Source organism: Eggerthella sp., from assembly GCF_048329335.1.
In the GTDB taxonomy this organism is placed as follows: domain Bacteria; phylum Actinomycetota; class Coriobacteriia; order Coriobacteriales; family Eggerthellaceae; genus Eggerthella; species Eggerthella lenta.
The window spans coordinates 1-3,488 of the sequence record NZ_DBFEGU010000272.1 but is presented as its reverse complement, the minus strand read 5'-3'; the positions used below and the strand labels follow the sequence as shown (position 1 = coordinate 3,488).

The following is a 3,488-nucleotide window of genomic DNA, read 5'->3' as shown; positions in this document are numbered from 1 at the left end:
CGCTCCAGCGACTGAGGCGTGTTTTTGGGGCGATGATGCGACCGGAAACTCAGGAACATCCGCGAGGCGCGTCGCCGCACGCGCCCAGGCAACCGCGGGGCGTCACGCCGTCGCCAGGTCGCCGTCCTCGTCGACGCTCGGCGCCGCCTCGGCGGTCGAACGTTCGGACATCGCCGTCGCGCCCTCGATGCCGGCGTCCTTCGGCAGCACGAGGTTCGCCACCACGGCCACCAGGAACACCACGGCCACGCAGTTCTGCGCGAACACGCTTTGGATCAGCTCGGGGAAGTTCGCGAACAGGGCCGACACCTGCGTGAAGCCTATGCCCACGGCCAGCGACAGCGCCGCGATGAGGATGTTGCGCTGCGAGAAGCCCGCCCGCGCGATCATCTGGAAGCCGCTGACGATGATGTTGCCGAACATCATGATGGTGCAGCCGCCCAGCACCGCCTCAGGCAGCGACGCGAAGATCACGCTGATCACCGGCAGGAACGCCGCCAGGATCATGATGACCGCGCCCGTGGCGATGGCTTTGCGGTTCACCACCTTCGTCATGGCCACGAGGCCCACGTTCTGCGAGAACGACGTGATAGGCAGGCAGCCGAAGCACGCCGACAGCGAGCTGACGAAACCGTCGCAGGCGATGGAGCCCGAAAGCTCCTTCTCCTTCACCTCGCGGTTGAGGCCCACCATGGTCAGCGCGGAGGTGTCGCCGATAGTCTCGGTGGCCGACACGAGGAAGATCAGCGTCACCGACACGATGGCGCCCAGGTTGAACTCGGGCGTGAACGGCATGAGCTGCGGCAGTGCGAACAGCTCCATGCTCTGGAAGCCGCTGAAGTCGACCGCCCCCGCAACCACGGCGCATGCATACCCGATGACCAGGCCGAACAGCACCGAAAGCTGCTTGGTCTTGCCTTTCGCCAGCACCTGGAACACCAGGCACGAAACCAGCGAGATGGTGCCCAGCAGCAGGTTCTGCGGCGATCCGAAGTCGGCAGCGCCGGAGCCGCCGCCGAACGAAGAGGCACCCACGCCCAAAAGCGAGAAGCCGATGGACGTGACCACGACGGCCGCCACGATGGGCGATATGATGCGCCGCCAATACTTCGCGAACAGACCCAGCACGCCTTCGATGATGCCGCCCACGATGATGGCGCCGATGGCGACGTTGTACCCGTACGTGGCCGCGATGCCCACGAGCACGGTGACGAACGTGAAGCTGATGCCCATAACGATGGGCAGGCCCGACCCCACGCGCCACAGCGGGAACAGCTGGATGAGCGTGCCGATGCCCGCGATGAGCATGGCGCTTTGCACCAGCATGCCCAGCTGATCGTCCGCGAGGCCGGCCGCCGCGCCCACGATGAGGATGGGCGCGAGGTTCGCCACGAACATCGCGAGGATGTGCTGGATGCCGTAGGGAATGGCGCGGACGACGGGGATGTCGCCGTCGAGCTTGAACAGGTTCTCGTGTACGAATGCTTTCATCGGAACGCGATCTCCCCCGTCTCGGGGTCCATGCGCTCCACGATGGCGAGCGATTCCAGGCGGTAGCCGCGTTCGCGCAGGTCGTCGCCGCCAGGCTGGAAGCCCTTCTCGATGGCGATGCCGATGCCCTCCACCGTGGCGCCCGCCTCGCCGACGAGCTCGATGAGGCCGTTCAGCGCGCATCCGTTCGCCAGGAAGTCGTCGATGATCAGCACATGGTCGTCGGCGTTCAGGAACTTCTTCGACACGATGACGTCGTACACGCGACCGTGCGTGAACGACTCGATGCGTGTCGTGAACATCTCGCCGTCCAGGTTGATGCTCTGAGCCTTCTTTGCGAACACCACCGGCACGCCGAAATGGCGCGCCACCACGCAGGCGATGCCGATGCCGGACGCCTCGATCGTGAGGATCTTCGTGATGGGAGCGTCGGCGAACAGCCGCTTGAACTCCTCGCCCATCGCGTCGAACAGATCGATGTCCAGCTGGTGGTTGAGGAAGCTGTCCACTTTGAGGACGCCCTCCGACTTCACCACCCCGTCGCGCCTGATGCGTTCCTCCAAAAGCTCCACGTGCCGCCTCCGTCGTCGTTCCGTCTTCATGCGTCGCGTCATCTCGCAGACGCAACGAACCTTTGCAGGACAGTGTAAAGGACGCATGCCGCCAGGGGAACGGGGAATTCGCTAGATCGACGGGTTGCCCGCATGGAAACCACGTGGGAAACGATGGCAAGGAATATGGAATCCGCGTTGGAACGGCGCTGGAACCGCGCAAGGTCGGGAAGGCTTTCCGTGGTGATGCGCGCCATGGAAACGTAGAACGGGCCCGCTATACTTGTAGGTACGGATTCGATCCGGCGGCTTGGTGCCTCTCCCTCTCATTATTCTAGAAGGATGGAGGTGAAGACCATGACCGCTTTGGATTTGCTTGCGTTGGCCGAATTGCTGTTGAAGCTGATGTCTCGTATCATCGAGTTTGCCCTGGTGATAAAAGACGCGCTCCAGTCCCACAAGGGAAAGGAGCGCTCCAAGTAAACCCAAACCGCCGAAGCGATCCGAGAGCCGTGTGGAGCACCAACTCCCTGCGGCTCGCCTCATATTATACGCATCGAACGACAGCTCGCAAGGGTTTCCAAGCGATGCAGCTCGCGTCCCTACAGCACCACTTGGCCGGTGAACAGCAGCACGAGCGACGTGACGGCGGCGATGAGGATGATGGCCACCACCACCTTGTCCACCGTGCTCTTGAGGTACGGCTCGTTGCGCTCCTTCTTGCCCTTGATGTACATGAGGATGCCCGGCGCGTACAGAAGCGACATGAGGGTGAGACCCGTCGCGCCCGACGCCCACGCCAGGAAGAAGCTGTACACCACGCCGAACACGCCGAAAATGCGCCACAGCACCAGGCTGCCGCCCACCTTGCCCTTGAAGGCGTCCGGCTCCGTGAACGTGAGCTTGGCGAAGTACGCGGCCGACAGCAGGTACGGCAGCAAGATCATGCCGGCCGACAGCGCGTAGAAGAACTGGTACGTGCTGTCCGAGAACAGCATGACCACGAGGAACGCCTCGATGATGACGTTCGTCACCACGAGCGTGACGATGGGGGCGCCCTTCTTGTTCGTCTTGGCGAAGGCCTTGATGAACACGCCCTGCTCAGCCGCCTCGTAAGGCGACTCGCTGGACAGCACGGTGTAGCCCAACATGGCGCCCACCAGCGACAGCACCACGCCGCCGTTGATGAGGATGGCGCCCCACTGCCCCACCGCGTGCTCCATGACGCCCGCAAGCGCCGGGTTCTCCAGCTGAGCCAGCTCGGACAGCGGCATGACGCCCATGCTGAGCACGCTGACCATGAGGTAGATGCTGAGCACGCAGATGAACGCGATGATGGTGGCCTTGCCCACGTCGCGTTCCTTCTTGGCGCGACCGGAGATCGCGACCGCGCCCTCGATGCCCACGAACACCCAGATGGTGATCATCATGGTGTTGCTCACCTGG

At 63.5% G+C, this 3,488-nt stretch carries 4 protein-coding genes; 1 reads left to right on the top strand and 3 read right to left on the bottom strand.

Features of this window, described 5'->3' with window-relative positions; translation table 11 throughout:
- Positions 1 to 102: 102 nt before the first annotated feature.
- Positions 103 to 1,491, bottom strand: coding sequence for a uracil-xanthine permease family protein (locus ACMO6A_RS08585; RefSeq protein WP_009305324.1), 1,389 nt, complete (start codon positions 1,489 to 1,491; stop codon positions 103 to 105).
- Positions 1,488 to 2,063 carry a xanthine phosphoribosyltransferase gene (locus ACMO6A_RS08580; RefSeq protein ID WP_009305325.1) on the bottom strand — a complete coding sequence of 192 codons (576 nt, stop codon included), beginning with the start codon at positions 2,061 to 2,063 and terminating at the stop codon, positions 1,488 to 1,490. Before ACMO6A_RS08580 ends, ACMO6A_RS08585 begins: the two co-directional genes overlap by 4 nt.
- A gap of 327 nt (positions 2,064 to 2,390) precedes the next feature.
- Here ACMO6A_RS08580 and ACMO6A_RS08575 point away from each other — a divergent pair, with 327 nt between their 5' ends.
- Positions 2,391 to 2,525, top strand: a complete 135-nt coding sequence (locus ACMO6A_RS08575; RefSeq protein ID WP_258553835.1) for a hypothetical protein — start codon at positions 2,391 to 2,393, stop codon at positions 2,523 to 2,525.
- Between the two features lie 119 nt (positions 2,526 to 2,644).
- On the opposite strand, the gene ACMO6A_RS08570 is transcribed toward ACMO6A_RS08575, so the two are convergent.
- Positions 2,645 to 3,488 (bottom strand): amino acid permease (locus ACMO6A_RS08570; RefSeq protein ID WP_418471109.1); only part of this gene is annotated, 844 nt, incomplete at its 5' end.